The organism is Tardiphaga sp. 768_D3_N2_1, assembly GCF_052076105.1.
Classification (GTDB): domain Bacteria; phylum Pseudomonadota; class Alphaproteobacteria; order Rhizobiales; family Xanthobacteraceae; genus Tardiphaga.
The window spans coordinates 4,815,882-4,839,800 of record NZ_CP197245.1; the positions used below are offsets into that span (position 1 = coordinate 4,815,882).

The 23,919-nt window shown below is 60.4% G+C and carries 20 protein-coding genes, 1 tRNA gene and 2 pseudogenes; 11 read left to right on the forward strand and 12 right to left on the reverse strand.

Going from position 1 to position 23,919, the window contains the following annotated elements; genetic code table 11:
* Position 1: 1 nt before the first annotated feature.
* From AB8A27_RS22575 to AB8A27_RS22585, 3 genes are read right to left on the reverse strand one after another with little or no spacing between them, the layout of a single operon-like run.
* Positions 2-886 carry a polysaccharide deacetylase family protein gene (locus tag AB8A27_RS22575; RefSeq protein WP_441243835.1) on the reverse strand — a complete coding sequence of 295 codons (885 nt, stop codon included), beginning with the start codon at positions 884-886 and terminating at the stop codon, positions 2-4.
* A 37-nt stretch (positions 887-923) separates the two neighbouring features.
* The gene (locus AB8A27_RS22580) at positions 924-1,571 is read right to left on the reverse strand and encodes a cysteine hydrolase (protein WP_441243836.1); all 648 of its coding nucleotides are present in this window, start codon (positions 1,569-1,571) and stop codon (positions 924-926) included.
* Positions 1,572-1,573: 2 nt separating this feature from the next.
* Positions 1,574-2,815: an alpha/beta hydrolase family protein gene (locus AB8A27_RS22585; protein WP_441243837.1), complete on the reverse strand. Its 1,242-nt coding sequence runs from the start codon at positions 2,813-2,815 to the stop codon at positions 1,574-1,576.
* A 227-nt stretch (positions 2,816-3,042) separates the two neighbouring features.
* Between AB8A27_RS22585 and AB8A27_RS22590 the strand changes: the two genes are divergently transcribed.
* Complete coding sequence (locus AB8A27_RS22590) at positions 3,043-3,792, forward strand: GntR family transcriptional regulator (protein WP_441243838.1); 750 nt, start codon at positions 3,043-3,045, stop codon at positions 3,790-3,792.
* A 107-nt stretch (positions 3,793-3,899) separates the two neighbouring features.
* A pseudogene (locus AB8A27_RS22595) lies at positions 3,900-6,627 on the forward strand (bifunctional diguanylate cyclase/phosphodiesterase).
* Between the two features lie 54 nt (positions 6,628-6,681).
* On the opposite strand, the gene AB8A27_RS22600 reads toward AB8A27_RS22595, so the two are convergent.
* Positions 6,682-6,758, reverse strand: a tRNA-Arg gene (locus AB8A27_RS22600).
* Positions 6,759-7,088: 330 nt separating this feature from the next.
* Between AB8A27_RS22600 and AB8A27_RS22605 the strand changes: the two are divergent.
* Both AB8A27_RS22605 and AB8A27_RS22610 read left to right on the forward strand, forming a co-directional pair.
* Positions 7,089-7,331, forward strand: a pseudogene (locus AB8A27_RS22605) (hypothetical protein); the annotation flags it as partial.
* Between the two features lie 287 nt (positions 7,332-7,618).
* Positions 7,619-8,344: a hypothetical protein gene (locus AB8A27_RS22610; RefSeq protein WP_441243839.1), complete on the forward strand. Its 726-nt coding sequence runs from the start codon at positions 7,619-7,621 to the stop codon at positions 8,342-8,344.
* Positions 8,345-8,365: 21 nt separating this feature from the next.
* Here AB8A27_RS22610 and AB8A27_RS22615 read toward each other — a convergent pair whose 3' ends face one another.
* The 3 genes from AB8A27_RS22615 to AB8A27_RS22625 form a co-directional block, all read right to left on the reverse strand.
* Positions 8,366-8,830 carry a CAP domain-containing protein gene (locus AB8A27_RS22615; protein ID WP_441243840.1) on the reverse strand — a complete coding sequence of 155 codons (465 nt, stop codon included), beginning with the start codon at positions 8,828-8,830 and terminating at the stop codon, positions 8,366-8,368.
* Positions 8,831-9,140: 310 nt separating this feature from the next.
* Positions 9,141-9,398: a hypothetical protein gene (locus tag AB8A27_RS22620; RefSeq protein ID WP_246664137.1), complete on the reverse strand. Its 258-nt coding sequence runs from the start codon at positions 9,396-9,398 to the stop codon at positions 9,141-9,143.
* Positions 9,399-9,885: 487 nt separating this feature from the next.
* On the reverse strand, positions 9,886-10,887 hold the full coding sequence (locus tag AB8A27_RS22625; protein WP_441243841.1) for a 2-dehydropantoate 2-reductase: 1,002 nt from the start codon (positions 10,885-10,887) through the stop codon (positions 9,886-9,888).
* Between the two features lie 133 nt (positions 10,888-11,020).
* Between AB8A27_RS22625 and AB8A27_RS22630 the strand changes: the two genes are divergently transcribed.
* Entirely contained in the window at positions 11,021-11,650 is a 630-nt protein-coding gene (locus tag AB8A27_RS22630) for a YidB family protein (RefSeq protein WP_441243842.1), read from the forward strand.
* A gap of 27 nt (positions 11,651-11,677) precedes the next feature.
* A complete protein-coding gene (locus AB8A27_RS22635) occupies positions 11,678-11,947 on the forward strand; it encodes a GlsB/YeaQ/YmgE family stress response membrane protein (protein ID WP_115032676.1) in 270 nt (89 codons plus the stop codon).
* A 72-nt stretch (positions 11,948-12,019) separates the two neighbouring features.
* Here the strand turns inward: AB8A27_RS22635 and AB8A27_RS22640 are convergent, their stop codons facing one another.
* On the reverse strand, positions 12,020-12,805 hold the full coding sequence (locus tag AB8A27_RS22640; protein WP_441243843.1) for an SDR family NAD(P)-dependent oxidoreductase: 786 nt from the start codon (positions 12,803-12,805) through the stop codon (positions 12,020-12,022).
* A gap of 258 nt (positions 12,806-13,063) precedes the next feature.
* Here AB8A27_RS22640 and AB8A27_RS22645 point away from each other — a divergent pair, with 258 nt between their 5' ends.
* From AB8A27_RS22645 to AB8A27_RS22655, 3 genes are read left to right on the forward strand one after another with little or no spacing between them, the layout of a single operon-like run.
* Positions 13,064-14,128: an acyl-CoA dehydrogenase family protein gene (locus AB8A27_RS22645; protein ID WP_441243844.1), complete on the forward strand. Its 1,065-nt coding sequence runs from the start codon at positions 13,064-13,066 to the stop codon at positions 14,126-14,128.
* Between the two features lie 27 nt (positions 14,129-14,155).
* The gene (locus AB8A27_RS22650) at positions 14,156-15,316 is read left to right on the forward strand and encodes an acyl-CoA dehydrogenase family protein (protein WP_441243845.1); all 1,161 of its coding nucleotides are present in this window, start codon (positions 14,156-14,158) and stop codon (positions 15,314-15,316) included.
* Positions 15,317-15,341: 25 nt separating this feature from the next.
* Positions 15,342-16,148, forward strand: coding sequence for an enoyl-CoA hydratase/isomerase family protein (locus AB8A27_RS22655; RefSeq protein ID WP_441243846.1), 807 nt, complete (start codon positions 15,342-15,344; stop codon positions 16,146-16,148).
* A 121-nt stretch (positions 16,149-16,269) separates the two neighbouring features.
* Here AB8A27_RS22655 and AB8A27_RS22660 read toward each other — a convergent pair whose 3' ends face one another.
* From AB8A27_RS22660 to AB8A27_RS22675, 4 genes are all read right to left on the reverse strand, one after another.
* Complete coding sequence (locus AB8A27_RS22660) at positions 16,270-18,399, reverse strand: acetate--CoA ligase family protein (protein WP_441243847.1); 2,130 nt, start codon at positions 18,397-18,399, stop codon at positions 16,270-16,272.
* Positions 18,400-18,508: 109 nt separating this feature from the next.
* Positions 18,509-19,270, reverse strand: coding sequence for a hypothetical protein (locus tag AB8A27_RS22665; protein WP_441243848.1), 762 nt, complete (start codon positions 19,268-19,270; stop codon positions 18,509-18,511).
* A gap of 2 nt (positions 19,271-19,272) precedes the next feature.
* Positions 19,273-20,061: an enoyl-CoA hydratase gene (locus tag AB8A27_RS22670; protein WP_441243849.1), complete on the reverse strand. Its 789-nt coding sequence runs from the start codon at positions 20,059-20,061 to the stop codon at positions 19,273-19,275.
* 52 nt (positions 20,062-20,113) lie between these two features.
* Positions 20,114-21,319, reverse strand: coding sequence for an ABC transporter substrate-binding protein (locus AB8A27_RS22675; RefSeq protein WP_441243850.1), 1,206 nt, complete (start codon positions 21,317-21,319; stop codon positions 20,114-20,116).
* On the opposite strand from AB8A27_RS22675, the gene AB8A27_RS22680 reads away from it, so the two are divergent.
* Positions 21,306-22,304 carry a thermonuclease family protein gene (locus tag AB8A27_RS22680; RefSeq protein WP_441243851.1) on the forward strand — a complete coding sequence of 333 codons (999 nt, stop codon included), beginning with the start codon at positions 21,306-21,308 and terminating at the stop codon, positions 22,302-22,304. The genes AB8A27_RS22675 and AB8A27_RS22680 overlap by 14 nt on opposite strands.
* Positions 22,305-22,405: 101 nt before the next feature.
* Positions 22,406-23,869, forward strand: coding sequence for a M48 family metalloprotease (locus tag AB8A27_RS22685; protein ID WP_441243852.1), 1,464 nt, complete (start codon positions 22,406-22,408; stop codon positions 23,867-23,869).
* Positions 23,870-23,919: the final 50 nt, after the last annotated feature.

A 23,919-nucleotide genomic window follows, 5' to 3' on the forward strand; every position in this document is an offset into this window, starting at 1 on the left:
CTCACTTCGCCACCTGGGTATTGTACCAATCGAGGATCTGGGCGCCATTCCAATGCACAACGCCTTCGAACTGGTTGACGTAATCATAGATCGCTTCGAGATACTTGATGCGGAACGGCTGACCCGAAATATACGGGTGGATCGCAATCGACATGATCTTCGGCCGCTCCGCGCTTTCGGCATAGAGGCGATCAAACTGATCCTTGGCACGATTCAGGAGCTGCGTGCTCTCGTGATGTTGCACCATCATCATCGGGATGTCGTTCATCTCCACCGTGTAAGGCAGCGTAGTGAGCGGCCCTTTCTCGGTACGGATCACCGTCGGTTCGTCGTCATAGACCCAGTCGCCGATATATTTCACGCCGGCTTCGGCGAGGAATTCCGGGGTGTCCAGCGTCTGCGTCAGACCCGGTCCGAGCCAGCCAACCGGGCGCTTGCCGGTGAAGTTCTCGATTACATCCATCGAGCGATTGATCATCGCCTTCTGGTCGGCCTCCTTGTGGATGGGCCCTTGTTCATAGGCATGGCCCATGAACTCCCAGCCGGCGTCCTTCGCCTGCTGGGCCACGCGCGGATAATCCTCACAGACACGCGCATTGATCGACAGCGTAGGCTTGATGCCGAGCTTCTTGTAGAGATCGAAGAAACGCCAGACACCGACACGCATGCCGTATTCGTGCCAACCCCAATTGGCGACATCGGGCAGCAGCGGAATTCCGGTCGGTGCCGGCAGAACCTGACGCGCCATCGGCTTGGCAATGTCCCAGACCTCGAGATTGACGATGGTCCAGACGATCATGCGGGCGTTGCCCGGCAGCTTCAGCTTGGGACGATCGACAATGGCGGAATAGTCGCAACGCTCACGCGGCTGCATGGGACCGGTCATGGCTGGATGCCCTTCGAAAGTGAAAGATTGTAGGAGATCATACGGCGCGTCCTGCGCTCTTGAGGCCATCGAGCTGCATCACCGCATCGGTATCCATCACGAAACCGAAGGCGGTGCGGATGCAGGCGAGGCCGGCGGCATGCAACTCTGGCCCGTCCATGCTGTCGACGCAGTCCTCAACGACGATCACCGAGTAGTCGCGTACATTGGCGGCCGTCGTCGTCGCCAGCACACAGGAATTAGTGTTTACGCCGGTGATCAGCAGCGTGTTGACGCCGTGCGAACGCAGCACGAAATCGAGATCGGTGCCCAAGAAGCAGTCGTAGCGTTTCTTGGTATTGACGATGAAGTCGCTGGGGTCCAGCAGCTCCGGCATCACGGTGCAGCCGGGGCCGCCCATGATATTGTGCCGCATCACATTCTTGCGCGTTGCCCTTGGATCCTCGGCGCGGGTCCGCCAGAACGGGTTGGCGCGGATTTCTTCTTCGTCGCGATAGGACGTGACCTGATGGATCACGGGGATGCCGACACTACGGCACCAGTCAAATAGCCGCTTGTTAGAGGCAATGACCTGTTTCGCGACATCCGGCGTCGTCGGCATAGTTGCCACCGACATGTCGAGATGACCGCGATGCAGGTCGATCGCAACGACGGCTGCCTTAATTTGATTGACGCCGAGATTCATGATCACACCAGCGAGTTGAATGAGGTCTTCAGCAGCGCGCGCTGATCGATCTTGAATTTATCGGCGAGCCAATCGGCAAGCACTTCCTGACCAATCGTCGGATTGTCATGCTGGCAATGCTCGGCGCCAGTCTCATTCGGCTCAAGCACGCGCAGTGTCGCATCGACACCATTGGCAATGGCGTGGTCATAGGTCGAGCGCGCCGCAGTCACCGTCAGCACGTCGTGACCGCCATGCAGCACGAGATAGGGACATTTCATGTGCTCGAGATGACCCTTGAGCGTGAAGGGCTTCATCAGCTCATGGGCTTCCTTCATCGTTTTGGCGCCGAATACCCAGCGGATATGCATCGCCAAGCCGAAGTCGTCGCCCTTCTGACCCCACATGTCGTGGACGGACCAGACGGCACCGTGCGAGATCACTGCAGCGAGGCGATGCTCGTAGCAACCGGCGCGCGCGGCATAGTAACCGCCCATGCTGGAGCCGCAGACCGCGATGCGCGAGCCATCGACATCGGCGCGCTTTTCCAGCCAATCGATACATTTTCCGACTGGCACTTCCGTATCGGCGCGGGTCGCGAGACCGTGGCGGCGCAAGGTACCGCCCTGCCCGGGCAGATCGACCATCAGCACCGAAATGCCGCGTTGCAGACAGCCATGGGCCTGCATGAACCACATCTCGTCCTTGATGGAATCGAGACCGCCCATGCAGATCAGCACTGGCAGCTTGTCGCCCGGAAATGGCGCACGGATGAAGTAGCCGCAGATCGGCTTGCCCGGCTCATAGGGGATCTCAACCACCTCGCCCGGCGGATTGAGATAGGAAATGAACTTGTGCGAGCAGGCCTCCATCTTCTCGAAGGTCGGCAGCCGGCGCGGGTCGGTCGGCTCGAGATGGAATTCGGCCTGCCGGTAATAATCGGCGGCCCGCAGGAAGCAGTTCATCGCCGTACGGATGTGGCCGAGCCCCTCTTCGGAAAGGCCGCGCTGCCAGTTGGCGTCCGCAATCACCATCCACTCTTTATGCCAGCTTTCGAGATCGCCCGGGATCATCCTCGAACCAGCCAGCATCACCTCGGATACGCTGCCGCCGCCCTCCTGGGTCTCACCAAGACCGCGGCGAAATTGATAGGCAAGCCAGGGATGCTCGGGCCAGTGATGCCAGCCAAACGGCTCGTAATGCGGGGTGCGATCCGCCGTGATCTCTTCGATCGCGTTTTCGCCGATCGACTTCCCTGCTGTCATGAGACGCGTACCGCCTGCTTCTTGTGAACGTGACCGCATCATTGCGGGTTCGGGTCATGTGTCAATCAGAATTACATACACTTTTCTCAATGCCCATCATTTCTGCGAATTGCCTTCCCTTTTTGCGCGATATTTATGCAGCAAAATTGCGCTTTCCTGTATGCTGAGTAGCAAAGACGGGTCACACTCGGATTGAATTGTATTCACTTTGCTGCGGAGCACCACGGATGCCCGACTCATCCCTCTCGCCACCGCCCGAAGCTGGCGGCCCCGGCCGCGCCGCCAACCGGTCGCTGTCGGTCACGGATCAGATCCGCGACGCCATTCTGGATGGCACGGTCAGCGCGGGCGAGCGGATCAACGAGGTCCGCTTCAGCAAGACGCTGGAGGTCTCGCGGACACCCGTCCGCGCCGCCTTGCAGGCACTGGCCGGCGAAGGGCTGCTCGACTACGCCCCCAATCGCGGCTTCACCGTCCGTGAATTCCCGCTCTCCGCCATTGTCGACGCCTACGAAATCCGCGCATCGCTGGAAGGCGTGGCCGCACGCTTCGCCGCCGAACGTGGACTGAGCGCAGAGGAGCGCGCCATCATCGAGGAAAGCCTCGTCGCCGGCGACAAGCTGCTGGCGCGCGGTGAGTTCGCGGAAGGCGATCTCACCATCTATCGCGGCATCAACGGCGACTTCCACGATACCTTGCTAGGCGCCGCTCGTAACCGCATGCTGGCGGAGATGATCCGGATCTGCCACCACGTCCCGATGTCATCGAGCCGCAACATCGTCGCCTTCGAGCATCGCGACGTGCGCCGGCGTCATGATGATCACCACCGGATCTACGACGCCATTATGGCCCGCGAGCCCTGGCGCGCCGAGGTACTGATGCGCGAACACGTCTCTGGCGTGAAATCCTCGCTGGTCAAATCGCTAATCGAGCGCGGCGAGCAGGCCGATATCGTCAACGGTTCGGCGGCGGGATAGGTCTCCGGCGCGATATCGAAATCGGCGTGACGGCCCAGCTGTCTTAACCCATCGTTCACCGAAGTTCGTAACGGCGTGTTGGCGGCCCCCCCGGTACAAAAGTCCGCATGGGGCAAAACGACGCAAAGTCGGGGGAGCGGTCTGATGGCGCTGGCGGTCTTGCCGGCTTTGCCGCGCTGCGCCGTTTTCGATTCCAAGGCGGACCGATCCAAGGCCTCATCCTGTGTGGCTGCCTGCTGATTGCCGCCATCGCCATCGGCACGGCCTGCATCACCGTCCATTTCAGAGACCGCGCCATCGAGAGCAAGAAGCGCGAACTGGAAAACACGGTTCTGCTGGTCGCACGACACTTCGACCAACAGTTCGGAGACCTGCAAGGCATCCAGAACGACGTTATCACCTATATGAAGTCGGCCAACATCCAGAACAGTGCTGCCTACCAGCACCTGATGTCGGGGATCGACGTCCACCGCATGCTGCGTACCAAGCTCAGCAGCCTACCCTATGTCGGCGGCATCAACCTGTTCGATTCCGATGGCAAGCTACTCAATTCGTCGGAAACCTGGCCCGTACCGGCCATTAACATCGCCGACCGTCAGCACTTCCAGACGCTGCAGGCCGACAACGGACCCACGGTCGTGTTGGCAGAACCCGTCATCAGCAGGGTGACCGGTGCATGGACCGCTGTGTTTGCGCGCAAGCTGATCGGACGCCATGGCGAATTCATGGGCATGATCGGCCGCGGCGTCGAACCCGTTCACTTCGAGAGCTTCTTCGCATCCCTTGCGCTCGAAAAAGACGCCAAGATCTTGATGATCCACCGCAACGGCACCGTGCTTGCTCGCTATCCGCAGAATGAGACCGTTATCGGCCAGAATCTCAGTAGCAGTTCGGTCTTCAAAGACCTCTGGTCGTCGGGCGGAACCTCGACGGGGCACTATATCAGCCCCATCGACGGGGAAGACGAGTTGGGCTCTGCAAGGCGCCTCGCGGCAGCTCCAGTGATGATCGTCGCGACCACCAGCATGCCCGCGGCCCTGCATGACTGGCGCGAGCAGACCAAATATCAAATCATCGGTGCGACGCTTGCCGCATTGGTGATCCTGGCGACGCTATTCCTGATCGTCCGGCAACTGAACCGCCAGCACCGCTCAGCCGAGCGGATGCTGGCGCAAAAATCCACGCATCTCGATACTGCAATCAACAATATGACGCAGGGCCTGCTGCTGTTCGACGCGAATGCCAGACTGGTCGTCTGCAATCAGCGCTTCGTCGACATGTTCGGGCTCTCCGGCACAGTCGTGAAGCCGGGCTGTCATTTCCGAGACCATCCAGCATCGCAAGGACAATGGAACCTTCGTCGGCGATGTCGACGAATACTGCACGTCATTCTTGCGAAGCGTTGCCGAAGGCCCCGTCCACGACACGCTGCTGACCACACCGGATGGTCGTTCGATCCAGATCCTCGTTCAGAGATCGGAGGACGGCGGCTGGGCCTCGACGCTCGAGGACATCACCGATCGCAAACGTTCGGAAGAGCGCATCGCCCATCTTGCGCATTACGACGCTCTGACAGATCTCCCCAATCGGGTGATGTTCCGTGAGCGCCTCGAAGCGGAAATCGCAACGGTCCACGATGGCGCGCGATTTGCGATTCTCTATATCGATATCGATGAGTTCAAGAGCGTCAATGACACGCTCGGTCATGCCATCGGCGACGAACTGCTGAAAATCGTGGCCACGCGGCTACGCAGCTGTGTCGGTAATGCGGGCTTTGTCGCGCGACTTGGCGGCGATGAATTCGCCATTGTGCATACGGGAATTGCTCGCCGCAGCGACGTCACCCATCTGGTGGTGCCGCTCTATGACGCCATCCGGCAACCCTATGAATGCCTTGGCCACCAGATCACGACCGATGCCAGCATCGGAATCGCTGTGGCCCCCGATGACGGCTCCGATCTTGACGAATTGCTGAGACATGCCGACCTTGCGATGTATAGCGCCAAGGCCGCTGGACGACGCACCTTTCGCTTCTTCGAGCCTGCCATGGATGAAGACGCAAGAGCGCGCCGCGCGCTGGAACAGGATCTGCGGAAGGCGCTCGCGGAAGGCGGGCTTGAGGTTCACTATCAACCCGTCATCGATATCGCCAGCAACGAGATCACTGGCTGCGAAGCATTGCTACGCTGGCGGCATCCGGTTCGCGGCATGATTTCGCCGGCAGAATTCATTCCGATCGCCGAGGAAACCGGCCTGATTGCGGAACTCGGCGAATGGGTATTGCGAACGGCATGCGCTGAGGCGGCCTCCTGGCCAACACCGATCAAGCTCGCCGTCAATGTGTCGCCAATTCAATTCACAACGCAGACCCTGGCCTTGAATGTCGCTCGAGCTCTCGTGGCAGCAAACTTGCCGGCTCACCGACTCGAACTTGAGGTCACCGAAACAGTGCTGATCCGCGATGACGAGATGGCGCTCGCGATCCTTCATCAGCTCCGCGGCATCGGTGTCGGGATTGCACTGGACGATTTCGGGACGGGCTATTCATCGCTCAGCTATCTACAGCGATTCCCTTTCGACAAGGTCAAGATCGACCGCAGTTTCATCCGGGACATCGTAGCGCCCGGCGGATCGTCATCGATCGTACAGGCGGTCGTAACCATCGCAGCCGCGCGCAACATGATCATCACAGCGGAAGGCGTCGAGACAGCCGATCAACTCGACGCACTGCGTTTGCTCGGTTGCACCCAGATGCAGGGCTTTCTTTTCAGCGCCGCCAAGCCGTCACGGGAGATTCGGGCCATGCTGCGAAAACCCGAGATTGCTGTCGCCTGACGGTCTGAAGTCGTCGCGAAAATGGCCCGTTTCGGATTAAACAGGAAGGAAAGCTGGCGATCCCGGCATGACTCGAACATGCGACCTACGGTTTAGGAAACCGTCGCTCTATCCGGCTGAGCTACGGGACCGCGATCCCGGTCAGGAACACCGGGCATGGACAGTTCCATATCAGAGCCGTTCGATCATCGCTACCCGTTGGCCGTTCAAATACGGCGGGGCCGGAATCGGCATCACGTACCCTTGAAAGCTCCAGACATCGATCACGGAACGTCTCGTCCCCCCGTCGTTGGGTCGCCGTCGCATAACGATGGAGAACCTCACATGACAAAGATGAGACTTCCAACTGCCGCTGCCGTGGTCTCTGGCTTGATGGCTACGCCAGTAATGCAAAGGATCCGATGAATCGCCGCGCACAGGCCACTCAGGAGTATCGAGCCAGCACGGTCGACAGCGGCTATCGTGATTCGGGCTTCTGGCCAGGTGACGTAGCGGCAGGCATGGTTGGCGGTGCCGTGGGTGTAGCAGGTGCGGCTGCGGGCACCGCCGGGGCCATCGCAACTACGCCGTTCCGGAACAGCTACAATTCCTATGATGGCTACAATGACGTCCAGCGCGATTCCTACTTACAGCGCATGGGCTTCGTGTGTCAGCCGGGAACCTGGTTCCGCGGCGAGGATGGCCGACGACATATCTGCCAGTAGTATAACTGACATCTGAGAAAAAGGCGGCCCGGATGGACCGCCCTTTTCGTGTTGGACAGAGTCCCAAGCGAACGCTTCTCGAACTACGTGTGGTCCCGTGTAGGTGATTGCACGTCGAGTAGCAGCGCGAGGTGCAAACTACTGTCGAGAACGCCTCAAAACTGTGAGGTCATCAATTTCAGTAATGTGAGAGCAACAAGAGATCTCAACCTGAAAACACTTCCATATCAGCACTATATCGCGAAATTGCGCTGATCTGCTGACCAGAAGACCGCACTGATGCAGTCATGCTGCACTTGTTCCAAAAGCGGGGAGAAGTAACACATCCGAGGTTGAAAAACGGCCGACAAATGGCGAGAATTGGGTCTGTTATCTACATCGGAACCCACGTGGCTCATTCGTCCGCATACAAGTCGCTCATATTTGCGCTACTGACGACCGCATCACTCTCCGGTCTCGCGCTGATGTCTTCGCCTGCTCTTGCGCAATGGTGGACTGCCGCGCCTGCGGACTATGAAGATTGCGCCGAGCGCGTCGAAAAATCGACTGCTTCAAAAGACGCCAAGGCTGCGGCGCTGTCGGATTGCGAAAGCAAGTTCGCAGGACGGCGCAAGCGCGGTGGCGGCTATACGTATCACGACTTCATGCAGAACCGCAGCTTTGATATCGCTGGCCCGAATCCAACCACGGCCGAACAGAAGGCGATCGACGAGCAGTACAAGACCTATCTGGACAGTCAGCGTCGCAGCGTCATCGTCGCGGCCTTCGCTGAAAAGCAGCGCGAGGCGCAAACCCAGGCTGCGCTCGAAACGGACTTTCGGCAGACCGCGGAAACCCCAAGCAACGTGAAACCTGTCGTGTTACCTAGGCCTCGGCCCAAAGTGCGCGCCAAGGAGCCGGACTGCGCAATCGAGCCGCTTGCCTGCGGATGGTCCAAATTGTCGTCTGGGCTGAAAGACATCAAGGACGCACTGTTCGGTACGCCCGCGCCGGCCAAGACCAAGCGCACCTGAGCCATAACAACCCGTCAAATATCAATCCGTGATGACCATCGCCCAGAACATCCGGTAGGGCGACTTGGGATTGGCCACGTAAGCAACGCCGACCTTGCGTGCGCCTGACATGAGCAGGTTCTCGCGATGCCCTGGGCTCTCTTCCCATTGCTTCAACGTTTCGGGAAATGTCAGGAAGCCCGCGGCGATGTTTTCGGCTGCTTTGGATTTGCGGAGCTTCCTCACACGTGCGGAGAAAACACCGCCGACCTCGTGGCTGACCTTGCCACTGGATGACATCGCCTGCGCCTGAGCAAGCGCGACCGCATTCAGTTTGCTGTCCAGCGTGACAGAGGAGAGTTTGTGCGCCCGGCGAAAGGCACTGATTTGGGTCGCATAATCCGCCGCTCGGGCCTCGACTATGGTTGCCGCGATCAACGCGCCACACAGCACAAACAACCTCGCGGGGCGGCAATTCATGACAATCGCTTTACGGGTCAGTTTCAATGACTATACCGACGACGTTGAGCAGGAGATCGCGGCAACGGCTTGCGGGCATGGGCTGGGGCCTGCACTTCAGCCGCGCGCCGTTGCTCGGCAAGCCGGGCATCATAACCCGGCGACGGGGTGACCGTCGGCGGAACCGCAAGGGCAGGTGCGATAGCACCGATGCTAGATATGGCCACTGCGACAGCGATAGCGACGAAGGATTTCCGCTTCATGACCTTCAAAAGCACGGCTCGCATCGATCGCTCCACCCAAGAAGCCGGCCTGAAGCGCTAACGCGCTTCAGGCCGGCTTCGTTCAAAACGGAAGCTTACTTCTTGGCCTTCTTGGCCTTCGCGGTCTTGGTCACCTTGGCGGCCTTCGTGGCAACCTTCTTCGCCTTGCGGCGGCGATGACCGAGCGGAATGCCCAGCTTGATGGCTTTCTGACGCAGCGAACCACCGGTGCGCTTCATCTCCTTGGAAATCTTCTCGAGCGGGGTCTGGGCCTTCGAATGCGCCTTCAGGATCTTCACGTCTTCCTTGGTGTACTCGCGACGGACGAGTTTCTTTTTCGCTTTCTTGGCCATTGTAGCTCCGATTGTTAGTTGAATAATTCGACCGGCACACGCTTTACCGATGATATGAAAGGATCAAACGTTCAGCCCAGCGCGCGAAGCGCGAACCACCGTCAAATCACGCGGCCTTCTATACTAAAGATGTCGCGAATGACATAGCCCCTGATGTCACATCATGATGTTCAGTATCGAACCAGCCGTACCCTTGCGGGCATTCTTCACGAGGTGAACTGCTACTTGCCCGCGTAATGATGGACTAAAAGACTCTTTACATCTCATTTACTGAGAATTCACCGACGCGTATTGGCAATTGATATTTAACGGAGAATCATCGGCTTGATGCGAATGCAACGGATAATGGTACCATCGCATTGACCGGCAGACACGATTTGAACATTCGGATAGTTGAGTCCGCCGATAGTAGCCGAAATGATTAGTAACATTCTCGTAATGATAGCGCAGAATTCGGTCCACTCCCTTCGGCTCAATCAATTTCACGCTAACTGCGAATCTGATCTGGCGTGAGTGCGGGCGATCCCCTGCCTGACGTCTCCGCGTGCTTGATCAGTGTCATCACACGCAGCGAAAGCGGAGCTGTGATCTGATATTTCGCCGCCAGCTCAACGACGACACCCTGCAAATAATCAATCTCGGTGCGGCGATCGCGCTGCAGATCCTCCCACATGGACGAGCGCGCATTTGCATCGATCTTCATGGTCCGCCCGAGTAGCATACTGAACAAGCCGTCAGGCAGCCGCAGCAAATGCGGTGTTAGCCAAGCGGGAATCGGTGTCGCCGAGACGGGCTTGATACCAGCCGCCTTCAGAACGGCCAGACCTTCCGCCATTTGATCGGCGAATAGCGAACGCCATGCGCGCTGCGCAAGCTGCGATCGCAGCGGTATATCCGACAGCGCATTGAGCGCGTTGTTCAAATTGACCAGCAACTTGCCCCACTGGACACCGACAATGTCATCGCCCGCAAGGACGGCAAGATGCGGCACGGATAGCGCCGAAGCGGTATCGGCCTCATCGCGTTCGACGACGATGTTTCCGGATGTCGCGCGGTGAACATGGCCATCGCCCTTTGCGATGACATTAAATGGCACCATTCCGCCGAGGATACGGCGCCCGGGCAGAGCTGCGCGCAGGACTTCGACATTGCCGACGCCGTTCTGCAGGCTGACGACGATCGCATCTTTCGCAGCATGATCCGCGATCAGCCTTGCCATCTCCGCAGTATCGCCGCTCTTGACCGTGACCAGAATGATCTTCGCCTCACTCATGATGGTGGGATCATCCGACAGCCGCAGCTGACCGGGGGCGAGACATTGATCGAGGCCCTCGAAGCTCGTCAGCCTCAGACCGTGCGCCTCGATACTGTCCACGATGCGCCGCCGCGCCAGTATGGCGACGTCGCGGCCAGCTGCCGCCAGGGCGCCCCCCACGAAACAGCCGATACTGCCGGCACCGGCGATACAAATGGGTCGCGTTTTGATCACGTCATCTCCCGTTCATCCGGCATCCGTTACTAGCAAAATGCCGCAGCGCTGCCTATCGGCGGAACCGACGCGCCTTGTAGGCGTCATACCGCGCAGCTATGCTTTCGCAGGGCTGGCAGAACAGGAGATGATCATGGGTTTGCTCGACATTCTGAATGGCATGGCCAATGGGCCGCGTGGCCCCAGCGATCCCAACGACAAGAGCGGCGGCATGTCGCCGATGACGATGGCGATCCTCGCGCTGCTCGCCTACAAGGGCTACAAACACTTCACTGGCAGCCAACCGGCGGCACAGGGGCATCCGCAAGAAATCCCGCCGCCGAATACAACACAGGCCAGTGCGCAAGATAGCGGCCTAGGCGGTATGCTTGGCGGCCTCCTCGGCGGAAATTCTGGCACTGCAGCAGGCGGTGGCGGCCTTGGCGACCTTCTGAAGGGCCCGCTTGGCGGTCTGTTGGCGGGCGGTGCCGCTGGCAGCGTGCTTAGCGGTGGCCTTGACGACCTGCTCAAGCAGTTCCAACAGAACGGCCATGGCGACGCCGCGGATTCCTGGGTCAGTTCCGGCCCGAACAAGCAGATCTCGCCCAACGATCTCGGCGCCGCACTTGGCGCGGATCAGATCGCGCAATTGACGTCACGCACCGGCATGTCACGTGAACAGCTTCTCGCCGAGCTGAGCAATGAACTGCCCGATGCCGTTAATCAGTTCACTCCGCACGGCCGGCTACCCACGGAAGACGAAGTTAAGTCCAGCTGGGTTTAACACGCACTTGAAAGAGGGGATATTGCTATGATCTGGATTCTCGTTGTCGGCTTTGTCGCTGGCATTATCGCCCGCCTTTTGTCACCCGGGCCCAACAATCCCAGCGGCTTCATTCTGACCACTATCCTGGGTATCGCCGGCGCATTCCTGGCAACATTCGTGGGCCAGCAAATTGGCCATTACGGCCCGAACCAGGGTGCCGGCTTCATCACCGCCACGATCGGCGCCCTCGTGGTGTTGTTCATCTGGAACAGGCTGGTTGCCCGTAATGTGATTTCAGATCCGGGCAATCGCTGACCTGCCAGCAATCGAGAACAAAAAAGCCTCGGGCATCACCCGAGGCTTTTTGCTGTTTGACGCAGGTTCCGATCAGGCCAGCAGATGCATGCCGGCATCCATCCGCACCAATTCGCCCGTCATGTTGCTCGACGGCGGCGTCGCGAGGAAGCAGATCAGGGCAGCGACGTCCTCCGCGGTCGAGGCCACTTTCAGCGGAACTCGCGCGATCACGGCATCGCGAACTTTAGCAGCACCTTCCGCACCACGTCCCTTGGTGAACCACGGCGTATCTATATAGCCAGGGCAGACTGTATTGACGCGGATCAGCGGAGCCAGTGCTCGGCCAAGCGACAGCGTCATCGAATTCAGTGCACCCTTGCTGGCGGCATAGGCGACCGACGAACCGCCGCCTGTGATACCGGCCATCGACGAGACATTGACGACGGCCGAGGCACGCCCCGACGCCCTGGCGCCGGCCTCGAGCAGGGCGCGCGCTGCACGCACCATCTGAAAGGGCCCGATCGTATTGACCGCGTAGATGCGCTGGAAATCTTCCGCTGACAGGCCATCGAGATCGTGATGCGGCACGTGCTTGGTCATGCCGGCATTGTTGATCAGTGCATCGAGCCGCCCCCAGTGCTGGGCGGCGGCGATGATATTCTTGCAATCGTCGTCCTTCGACACGTCGCCCTGAACCACGATGACCTCGGTTGCACCCGCATCACGGCACAGTTCGGCAGTGGCTTCGGCTTCCTTCTGACTCGACGAATAGTTGATGACAATACGGGCGCCGTCCCTGGCGAGAATGGTCGCAGTCGCGGCACCAAGCCCCGATGCCGCCCCTGTAATCACGACGCACAAACCGTCACTTGCCATCTGCATTTCCTCTGCTTTGTTTCGGACGCTGATGCGATCTACCATAATGCGATCGCGCTGGTATACAACGCGGCGCAAGTTCGCTTTGCGGAATTAAATTGCGCTGCACCAACACATCATGCCGCCACCGCAGGCCCCTCTGCGGCCAGCCCGCTTGTCTTCCCTTCGCCTTTTCCGCATCATGAATGCAACAAGAGTGGCAGCGCCCATGCCCGGCATTCCCTGCCGAATGAGATGCGCTAGCACACGGGGAACGCCTTGACGGACACAGACAATATCGTTGCGGAAACTGCGGAACGTATCTTCACCGATCTAGCGGACGCACAGACCATCAACCACGACAAAGAAGGCAAGTGGAAAGCACCGCTCTGGCAAGCGCTGACCGATGCCGGCCTGCCGCTGTCCTGGGTGCCTGAAGAATGCGACGGCTCCGGCACCAGCATGGCCGAAGGTTTCAGCGTCCTCAGCGTCGCCGGCCGCGCCGGCGTTGCGGTGCCACTCGCGGAAACCATGTTGGCGGGTTGGCTACTCGCGCAGGCCAAGATTAAGTCACCGGACGGCATGATGACCGTCGCGCCGGCAAGCCCGCGCGATCGCCTCACGCTCAACGCAGATGGTACAATCACCGGCCGCGCACGCAGCGTGCCGTTCGCGAAGGATGCAAAACACATCGCCGTCGTCGCCTCCGGCATTGGCGGCGCCTCTATTGCACTGGTAGACGCCAGCGCCTGCCGGATTGAAGCCGGGCTCGGTCTGGCCGATGACCCATCCGACACGGTACATTTCGATGCTGTGAAGCCGGTCACCATGCAATCTGCGCCATCGGGCTTCGATCAAAACGCGCTGTTGCTGATGGGCGCACTGGTGCGCAGCCAGCAAATTGCCGGTGCGTTGGAGACCATGCTTGGCATTGGCGTGACCTATTCCGGCGAGCGTGTGGCGTTCGAGAAGAAGATCTCGAAATTCCAGGCAGTACAGCACAATCTGGCGAAGCTCGCGGGCGAGACCTCCGCGGCCCTCGCCGCTGCCAGTTCCGCGGCTGACGCCTTCTCCAGCGGCGCGCCGCTCGATGACGCACTCTTCCTCGAAGCCGCCGCTGCGAAAATCCGTTGCTCGGAGGCCGCTGAAAAGGGCGCCGCCATCGCGCATCAGGTTCTTGGTGCCATCGGCTTCACGCAGGAACACATTCTGCATCGCTACACGTTGCGCGCATTGGCATGGCGCGATGATTTCGGCAGCGAGAGCTACTGGGCTGTCGAGCTCGGGAAGCTCGTCGCATCCCGCGGCGCCGACGAGTTGTGGCCTCTGGTCGCCTCGCGCTGATCGAAACAAAGAAACGAGATCTTTCCCATGACTGCAGCCCTTCGTTTCGATCCGATCCGTTTGCCGCCCGAATGCGAGCAGTTGCGCAAGGAAGTCCGTGCGTTCCTCGCCGAGGAAATTGCCGCCGGCACCTTCGATCCGCACAAGCCCCAGCGCGAGGATAGCGATAACCCCGAATTTTCCCGCCGCGTCGGCGAACGCGGCTGGCTCGGCATGACCTGGCCCAAGAAATATGGCGGCCACGAGCGCTCGTTCCTAGAACGTTACGTCGTTACCGAAGAGATGCGCGTGGCGAACGCGCCGGTGCGCCGCTTCTTCGTTGCTGACCGCCAAAGCGGTCCGGTGCTGCTGAAATACGCGCCCGAACACATCAAGATGGATATCCTGCCACGCATCTGCCGCGGCGAGGTCTGCTTCTCCATCGGCATGAGCGAGCCGAATTCGGGCTCCGACCTGTTCGCCGCCAAGACCAAGGCCACCAAAACCGACGGCGGCTGGCTGATCAACGGCAGCAAGATCTGGACGACCTCGGCCCATATGGCCGACTACATGATCGCGATCTTCCGGACGTCGCCGCCGACCAAGGAAAATCGCCGCCACGGATTGACGCAGTTTTTGGTCAATATGAAGAAACCCGGGATCACGGTGAACCCGATCGCGCAGATCACCGGCCAGTATGAATTCAACGAAGTTGTCTTCACTGATTACTTTGTGCCGGACGACCACATGCTGGGCGAGATCGACAGTGCCTGGAAGCAGGCCACCAGCGAGCTCGCTTATGAGCGATCCGGCCCAGAACGCTTCCTTGAAACCTATTACGTGCTGACCGAGCTGGTTCGCGCTGTCGGCCCGAAGCCGGATACCCGCAGCGCGGAAGGCATCGGCCGCCTTGTTGCGCAGCTGCACACGATGCGGCGCATGTCGGTGTCAGTGGCCGGCATGCTGCAGGCTGGCAAGGAGCCGGTGGTGGAAGCATCCATCGTCAAGGATATCGGTACGATCTGGGAACAGCAGTTACCGCACCGCGTGCGCGAACTCGCTGCCTTCGTCGACGACAGCGCCTCGAACCACGCCACGCTGGACGAGATGCTGGGCTTCGCCATCAAGACAGCGCCGAAACTCACCATTCAGGGCGGCACCACCGAAGTCCTGCGCGGCATCATCGCGCGCGGACTGGGATTGCGCTGATTCATCCATTCAACAGAGAGCTATCATGACCACCTACAAAGACATCGCCGTCGAGACCCGCGGCCATATCGCGATCATCGAGATACGCAAACCGCCACTGAACTTCTTCGACATCCTGCTGATCCAGCAGATCGCCAATGCGCTGGACGAGATCGACGCCAATCCCGAAATCCGCGCGACGGTTCTGTGCGCTCAGGGCAAGGCGTTCTGTGCAGGCGCCGATTTCAGCGATCCCAACCGTAAGGAAACCGAAACGGCGGCCAGGAGCGGCGATCCGGCCGACAATCTCGGCTCCATCGGCCATCTCTATATGGAAGCCGTCCGCATCTTCCGCGCCAAAAAGCCCATCGTCGCTGCCGTTCATGGCGCAGCTATTGGCGGCGGGCTCGGCCTCGCGGTGTCGGCCGACTTCCGGGTCGCCTGTCCGGAGACGCGCTTCGCAGCCAACTTCACCAAGCTCGGCTTCCATCCCGGTTTCGGCCTCACCGTCGCGCTCACCGAACTGGTCGGCAAGAACAATGCCGAGCTGATGTTCTACACGTCGCGCCGCGTCGGTGGCGAGGAAGCGCTGAAGATGGGTCTCGCCAATGTGCTGGTGCCGCAGGCCGAGGTCCGCGATGCCGCGATCAAGCTCGCCGAGGAGATTGCCGAAAACTCCCCGCTGGGCCTGCTCTCGACCCGTGCCACCATGCGCAATGGCCTCGCCGACCGCGTCGCCAAGGCGACCGAGCACGAGCTCGCGGAACAAACACGCCTCCGCAAGACGGAAGATTTCAAGGAAGGCGTGGCCGCCACAGCCGAACGCCGGGTGCCGAACTTCAAGGGGCGCTAAGTCCCCGTCGGGTTTGTTTTTCAAACCTCACTATGAAATGGTCGGGTTCGCCCGGCCATTTTTATTTATTGATGATCGTCAAGCACTCGTTGTCATCCCCGCGTAGGCGGGAACGACAATACTAAGAACTCTTCCTCACTACCAACGCATCAACGATGGTGACGCCCTCGCCTGCCGGATGCACCAACACCGGATTGAGCTCGATCTCGGCGATCTCGCCCTTGAACTGCGCTGCAAGCTGCGAGAGCTGCGCAATCAGCTCCGCTGCTGCGGGCACGTCAGCCTTCGCTGCCCCGCGAAATCCGTTCAGCAGAGGCGCCGCCTTGAGCTCACTGAGCATGGATGCAGCCTCACCGGCACTGACCGGCGCTGGGCGATAGATCACATCCTTAAACAGTTCCGTGGTGATGCCACCAAGACCGACCATCACCATGGGCCCGAAGGTCTCGTCCAGCAGCGTACCCACGATGATCTCGACGCCCTTCCTAGCCATCGGCGAAACAAGCACGCCCTGCAGCGCGGCCTGCGGTCGATGCTGCCGGGCGCTGGCTGTCAGCGCATCATAGGCAGCTGCGGCTTCATTATTCGTGGTGATGTTGACCCTGACGCCACCAATCTCACTTTTGTGCGGAATGTCGCGCGACTGGATTTTCATCACCAGCGGGAAGCCAATCTTGGCAATCGCTGCATCCAGCGCCGATCTGTCGGTCACAAGAATCTCGCCTGGCAGCGCGACACCGGCAATCCGCAACAGCGTTTTGCTGTCATACTCGGAGAGCGTCGGTGCGGTCAGATGCTCGGTCAGATCGTTCGGCGCGACGGCAACTGTTGCGACTGGCTCTGCCGGCTTGAACCTGGCGTGATCGACAAGTCGCCGCAACGCGGCGCTGACATGTGCGAGACCCGACAGCGCCACAACGCCGGATTCTGCTAGACCTGTGCGCGCAAAGTTCGACGGCAGCGTGTAGGACCAGAACACGACCGGCTTGTTCTGCGCAGCAATGACGGGCTTCAGCTCCGGTGTCTTGAACGGCATCCGCGTCTCGCTCGACAGCGAGATCACCACCAGAATAATATCGACCTCATCGGACTTATCGAGCAGTTCAATGGTCTTCTGCAGCCCGCCGCTATGCACCGCCTGCGCCGTGATATCGATCGGGTTGCACGGGGAACCATAGGACGGGATCAGACCGCGGATGGTGGCCTGTACACCATCGGAGAGTTCAGGCACCTGCAGCCCTTGCTCCGAGATTATGTCAGCACCCCAGATACCCGCGCCGCCCGAGACAGTGACGACGGCAACGCGCTCGCCTTTCGGCAGCGGCGACGTGGTGAGCACAGCAGCGATCGTCACGGCCTCATCGAGGTCGTTGGAGACGATGAAGCCTTGGCGCGCGAACACCGCATCATAGGCCGCAGTCCATCCAGCCATGCTCGCCGTATGCGACGCCGCTGCGCGTCCGCCCGCACCCGACCGGCCGACCTTGGTGACAATGACCGGTTTGCCCAGCTCCGCCGCCTTGCGGGCCGCAGCCAGAAACTTGTCGACGTCGCGAATGCCTTCGATAAACAGCAGGATTACGTCGGTGGCGGGATCCTGCACCATGTAATCGAAGAATTCACCGGCCCCGAGATCGGACTCGTTACCGGTCGAAATCACGGTGCTGAGCGCAATGCCAAGTGCCTTGGCGCGGTTATAGATCGCAAAGCCGATGCCACCGGACTGTGCGACGATGCCGATCCGCTTTGAAGTGGCGATCAGGCTTGGCTGGTCTGGCCTCACATCGACAGTCGGGCTGAAAGTCGCGGCAACGCCGGCGATCTGGTTGTAGTACCCTTCGGCATTCGGCCCGGATATGCGCATTCCCGTGCGCTTCGCCAGCGCCACGATCGCATCCTGCATCGCGATGGAATCGCCGCCTTCCTCGGCGAAACCCGAAGAGATGATGATCGCGTGTTTGGCGCCAAGCTTCGCGCAGTCCTCAAGCGCGCCGAGCACGACGCGTGCAGGAATGATCACGATAGCGAGATCGATCGGCTGCCCAATGGCTTCGATGGTCGGATAGCAGGTGAGCCCATCGATATCCGGATAGTTCGGATTGACCGGATAGATCGCGCCGGAAAACTGGTTCTTGCGCAGAAAGGAGAGGAGCAGGCCAGGAATCTTCGTGACATCGCGGGAGGCGCCAATGATGGCGATGCTGGATGGATTGAAGAACGAGTCCAGCGGATGCGGACGTGTCACGGTCATGGCGTTTCTCGGTTATTGTTATAGCCATAGCGTTTTCGAGCGAAGTGGATACGGGCTCGCATGAAGAAAACGCGTCGAACAGGAACTGATCGTGCGGCGATTGCCGCGATCATGCAACGACGCGAAACGTGACCCCGGCCAGCAGAAATGCATCACCAGCGCAGGGACAGCCGCGCGCCCGTGCACTGCCGAGCACCTGCGCGACGTCGTTGACGCGAAAGGTGAGCCCGGTCATCGCCTCGGTCTTGCCCATGGCAAAGCGCAGGCAACCATTCGTGAACGCGATCTGCGGATCGTCATTGCGGGCCGAGGTCAGCGGCACACCGATGATGTTGCTCCAGTGCTGCGCAAGATCATAGTGATCGGGGCTCTGAAGTTCGACTTCGATGAGCGCGCGCGTAATGTCGTGGCGGATCGCTTCCTGCCAATCCGGACCGGCCGGCGGATACAGCCCGAAATCATCGTCACTGCCTTCGGTGTGGTTGAATTCGATAAAGGCAGCCCGGCAATCCCGTGGATGCAATTGCACGCCGTGATAAGGTGGATGATTGATCACGTTGGCGGTGCGCACGCCAATGCTGGCGGCGAAGCGACCGCGCTCATCGGGATCCTCGCAGGACAGGATCACCATATAACCGCCGCGGCCACCGGACTTCTCCAGGAAGCGCCCGGCCGCCGTGCCCGGCTGCGTCGGCGCTACCACTTCAAGCAGCGTCACATCGACCGGCATCAGCGCATTTTCGAGACCGTATTTGCCGACATGAGGATCGCGATAACAGATATCGAGGCCGAGAACGGCCGCGATATCACTCACCACCGGCTCCAGATGCGGAGCGACCAGACAAACTTGCCGCAACCGCATCTGGCTCATGATCATTGCCCCTTGAAGACCGGCTTGCGCTTCTCGACGAAAGCCTTCGCGGCCTCCTTGTGATCATCGGTATCGCTGCAGCGGGTGTGGTGGATCGATTCGCCGTCGAAACAGGCTTCCAGCGTCATCGTCTCGGCATTGTTGATGTTGGTTTTGATGTAGCCATAGGTGATGCTCGGACCTTGCGCGAGCGACATCGCCAGGTCACGCGCCGCTTTCTCCACCTCGGCGTCATCGACAACCTTGGTCACGATGCCGAGCGCCAGCGCTTCCTGCGCGGAGAGCACCGGCGACATCAGGTAAAGCTCGCGCGCCTTGGCGCTGCCGAGCATTTTGGTCAGGAAATAGGTGCCACCATAATCGCCGGAGAAGCCGACCTTGGCGAAAGCCGTGGTGATCTTCACCGAGCTTGCGGCGACGCGCAGATCGCAGGACAGCGCGATGGAGAGGCCGGCACCTGCGGCAGCGCCGTCGAGCTGCGCCACCACCGGCTTCGCCATCTGGTGCAGGATCCGCGACACTTCCATGCCGCGGCGCAAGTTGGTGCGCTTGGCCTCGAACGGCAGCGGCGCGCGGCCAGCCGCCATCGACTTGACGTCACCGCCGACGCAAAAGGTTCCGCCCGCGCCCTTGATGAGTACGGCGCGGACGTCGTGATCTTCCTGCGCGCGGCGGGCCGCTGCGACCAGGCCCTGTGTCATCTCCGGATTGAGCGCATTGCGCCGATCCGGACGATTCATGGTGATGGTCAGAAGACCGTTATCGAGGTCCTGCAGGACGATGTCGCTCATGATTGCGCTCCTTGTTGTTCTTGATCATCCGGCAAGCTTCAGGCCCTGACGATTACTTCTTCACCAGCGGGCAGCGCGAGGCCTCCAGCGGCTGGAAGGCCTGCTCTGCGGGAACGGTCGCGAGCAGCTTGTAGTCGTCCCAGCGGCCCTTGGATTCCGACGGCTTCTTCACCTCGAACAGGTACATGTCATGCACCATGCGGCCATCCTCGCGAATCCGGCCATTCTTGGCAAACATGTCGTTGATCGGCGTCTCCTTCATGAGCTTCATGACCGGAGCCGAGTCCGTGGTGCCGGCCGCCTTCACCGCCTTGAGATAATGCAGCACCGATGAATAGACGCCGGCCTGGGCCGAGGTCGGCACGCGCTTGGTGCGTTCCTGGAAGCGCTTGGTGAAAGCGCGCGTTTCGTCATTGAGATCCCAGTAGAACGCTTCCGCCAGGATCAGGCCCTGCGCGGTATCGAGACCGACGCTGTCAATGTCGGAGATGAAGGCCAGCAGCGGCGACAGCTTTTGGCCACCGCTACGCGTCAGGCCGAATTCAGCCGCCTGCTTGATCGCCGTGATGGTATCACCGCCGGCATTGGCGAGGCCGACGACCTTGGCCTTGGAGCTCTGCGCCTGCAGCAGGAAGGACGAGAAGTCGGACGTATTCAGCGGATGCTTGACCGAGCCCACCACCTTGCCGCCAGCCTTGGTGACGACAGCTGTGGTGTCCTTTTCGAGATCCTGACCGAATGCATAGTCCGCCGACAGGAAGAACCAGGTATCGAGGCCATTCTTCACGGTGGCGAGGCCGGTCACATTCGCCTGCGCGTAGGTGTCGAATACGTAATGCACCGTATAGGGGCCGCAGGCCTCGTTGCTGAGGCGGATTGAGCCCGGACCGTTGAAGATGATGATCTTGTTGCGCGCGCGCGCGATTTCGCTTGCTGCCAGCGCAGTCGCCGATGCCGCAACGTCGATGATCGCCTCGACGCCCTGATTGTCGAGCATATCGCGCGCGATGTTGGCTGACAGATCAGCCTTGTTAAGATGGTCGGCGGCAATGATCTCGATCTTGCGGCCCAGCACTTCACCGCCAAAATCTTCCGCAGCCATCTTCGCAGCGGTCTCGCTGCCCGGGCCAGTGATATCGGCATACAGGCCCGACATATCGAGAATGGCGCCGAGCTTCAGCGGCTTGGTCTGCGCCATGGCACTTGTGGCCGCGAATGCCATTGCTGACGCCAGCAGACCTGAAATGATCTTCTTCAAAAGTCCCTCCCTCAGACGCGCCGTTATTATTCGTGCGCGGTGCTTGTTGTTATCGCGATCATGCCGCAATGGAACAACAGCGGCAAGCGGCGGTGCTGCCAAGAATAGTTGCAAAGGCATCAAGGTTTTCCGCAAAGCGGAATGGATTGCTTGCTATGATCGACGAGAGGTTGACCGAAGCTCGCAAGGTGGCGTGATGCGTGCCGCATCTGCAAAGTGTGACGTGTCGCATGCTACAACGCTGTTGCTGGCAGTGATCGGCATTTCAACATCCATGCAGTCTGCGTCCGCCGCCTGCATGTTCGCCGCGCAGGGCGAAGGTCGTGTCGCCGACGTGATCGATGTCAGGACATTGCGTTTGAGCGACGGCAATGTGATCCGTCTGGCGGGGATCGAGCCGCTAGCCGACTCACCGAAGTCGACGAACGAACTTGTCGCACTGGTCTCCGGCCGCGATGTCACCTTGTACGGCGAAAGCGACATGCCGGATCGCTATGGCCGGCAGCCGGCTTTTGTCTTCGTCGATCCCGCTGCACCGTCGCTGCAGGCGCAGCTTCTGGCGCAGGGCGCTGCCCTCGCCTCCGGTACGATTTCGGATAAAACCTGCGCGGCGGAACTCGCCGCTGCAGAAGGCTCGGCGCGCCGGTTGAAGCGCGGAATCTGGGCTCAAACCAACGTCATAAAAAACGCGGAAAGTCCCGGCGATATCTTGGCCGATGTGGGGCGTTTCAGGGTGGTCGAGGGGCGGGTTTTATCGGTTCGCCAGGCCGGAACGGTGACCTACGTCAATTTCGGACGTCGCTGGACTGAGGACTTTGCGGTGACTGTTTCAAGGCGCATGATGGCCGCCTTCGAGACGGCAGGAATTACGCTTAAGTCCCTGGAAAGACGATATATTCGCGTTCGGGGATGGATCGAGAGGCGCGGCGGGCCGCGGATCGAAGCGCTCGGGGTGCGGCAGATCGAAGTGGTCGGGGACAATTAGGCCACTTGGGCAGCAAGATCGCTTGAGCGAAGATGATTTGGGCGAATGGGCTGTTTGGGCAGAAAGTGGATGACGTGACGGGTGTGGGACGGCAAACCAGCTTGAGCCGCCGCCTTTGGGCTGCGCCGGCTCTGCTGTGCGCTGCGCTCGCGCTATCGGCCTGCGGCGACGCCAGCCGATTCGAGGCCGCCTCGTCGGTCAAGCCAACGGTGTCGGCCAAGCCGCCTAAGCCTGCCATGGTGCAGACCCCGGCCGCCGAAAAAGAACACGAGCGCATCCTCGCATCCTATGGCGGCGCCTATGACGACCCGCGGCTGGAAGCACTGATCACCAAGACCGTCGAACGGCTGGTCGCAGCCTCCGAGCGACCGGACCTGGCCTACAAGGTCACGATCCTCAATTCGGGCGCCGTCAACGCCTTTGCCCTGCCGACCGGACAACTCTATGTCACGCGCGGCCTGATCGCGCTGGCCAGCGATACATCCGAGATTTCGTCGGTTCTGTCGCACGAGATGGCGCATGTGCTCGCCAAGCACGCGTCCATCCGCGAGGAGCAGGCACGGCAGGCATCGATCGTCACGCGCGTCGTCACCGATATGGGCAGCGATCCCGATCTGACAGCGCTCGCACTCGCCAAATCCAAACTGACGATGGCGAGCTTCTCGCGTGCGCAGGAGTTCGAAGCCGACGGTATCGGCGTCGGCATCTCGGCCCGCGCGAAGTTCGATCCCTATGGCGCGTCGCGCTTTCTCGCGGCGATGGAGCGTAACGCGGCGCTGAAGGCCAGCCGTACGCCGCTCGATCCCCGCGCGCAGGACTTCCTGTCGTCGCATCCGGCGACACCAGAGCGCGTGCAGAATGCGCAGGCCAATGCGCGGCAATATTCCTCGCCCGACGGCGGCGAGCGCGATCGCGAGACCTATCTGTCGGCCATTGACGGCATCGTCTATGGCGAGGATCCGAGCGAGGGTTTCGTGCGCGGCCGCCGTTTCCTGCATCCCAAGCTCGGCTTCACCTTCCAGGCGCCGGAGGCCTTCACCCTCGACAATACGGCGCAGGCGGTGATCGGCGTCCGTGAAGGCGGCAATCAGGCCATGCGCTTCGATGTGGTGCGCGTACCGTCCGAACAGACGCTGAGCGACTACCTCAATTCCGGCTGGATGGAGAATGTCGACAAGGCCACCACGGAAGAGCTGACCATCAACGGCTTCCCGGCAGCTTCCGCCATCGCACGCGGCGACCAGTGGCAATTCCGCGTCTACGCACTGCGCTTCGGCAGCGACGTTTACCGCTTCATCTTCGCTGCCAAGCAGAAGAGCACCGAGAGCGAACGCAACGCCCGCGAAACGGTCAACTCGTTCCGCCGCCTGACGCTGGCCGAGATTCAGGCCGCCCGTCCGCTGCGCATCAAGGTGATCACAGTGCAACCCGGAGACACCGTGGAGTCACTGTCGCATCGCATGAGCGGCATCGATCGTCCGCTGGAGCGCTTCCGCGTGTTGAACGGGCTTGAGAACAACGCCAGCGTGAAAGCCCGCGACCGCGTCAAGATCGTAGTGGATTGAGATCCACCCGGTTACTGCTCATCGACAACAAAAAAGCCCGGCCTCTCGGC